Below are 374 nucleotides of genomic sequence, written 5' to 3'. Positions count from 1 at the left end.
TCGTCAACCATGTCAGCCTTGTTCAGGAAGACAACGATGTACGGAACGCCTACCTGACGGGACAGCAGGATGTGCTCACGGGTTTGTGGCATCGGACCATCAGCGGCCGAGCAAACCAGGATCGCGCCGTCCATCTGGGCAGCACCGGTGATCATGTTTTTTACGTAGTCGGCGTGACCTGGGCAGTCAACGTGTGCGTAGTGACGCACGGCCGAATCGTATTCAACGTGAGCGGTGTTGATGGTGATACCGCGAGCTTTCTCTTCCGGGGCGCTGTCGATCTTGTCGAAGTCAACCTTGGCCGAACCGAAAACTTCGGAGCAGACACGGGTCAGAGCAGCGGTCAGCGTGGTTTTACCGTGGTCAACGTGACC

Annotated in this window: 1 protein-coding gene; it reads right to left on the bottom strand. The window is 57.5% G+C overall.

Annotation, left to right across the window (positions count from 1 at the left end; translation table 11 throughout):
* Positions 1 to 374 (bottom strand): GTP-binding protein (locus IB266_RS30520; RefSeq protein ID WP_192264451.1); only part of this gene is annotated, 374 nt, incomplete at both ends.

The organism is Pseudomonas sp. Pdm06 (assembly GCF_014851795.1).
GTDB classification, from domain to species: domain Bacteria; phylum Pseudomonadota; class Gammaproteobacteria; order Pseudomonadales; family Pseudomonadaceae; genus Aquipseudomonas; species Aquipseudomonas fluorescens_AA.
Note: the sequence above shows the minus strand (reverse complement) of the source record. Positions and strands in the feature narration are given on the sequence as shown.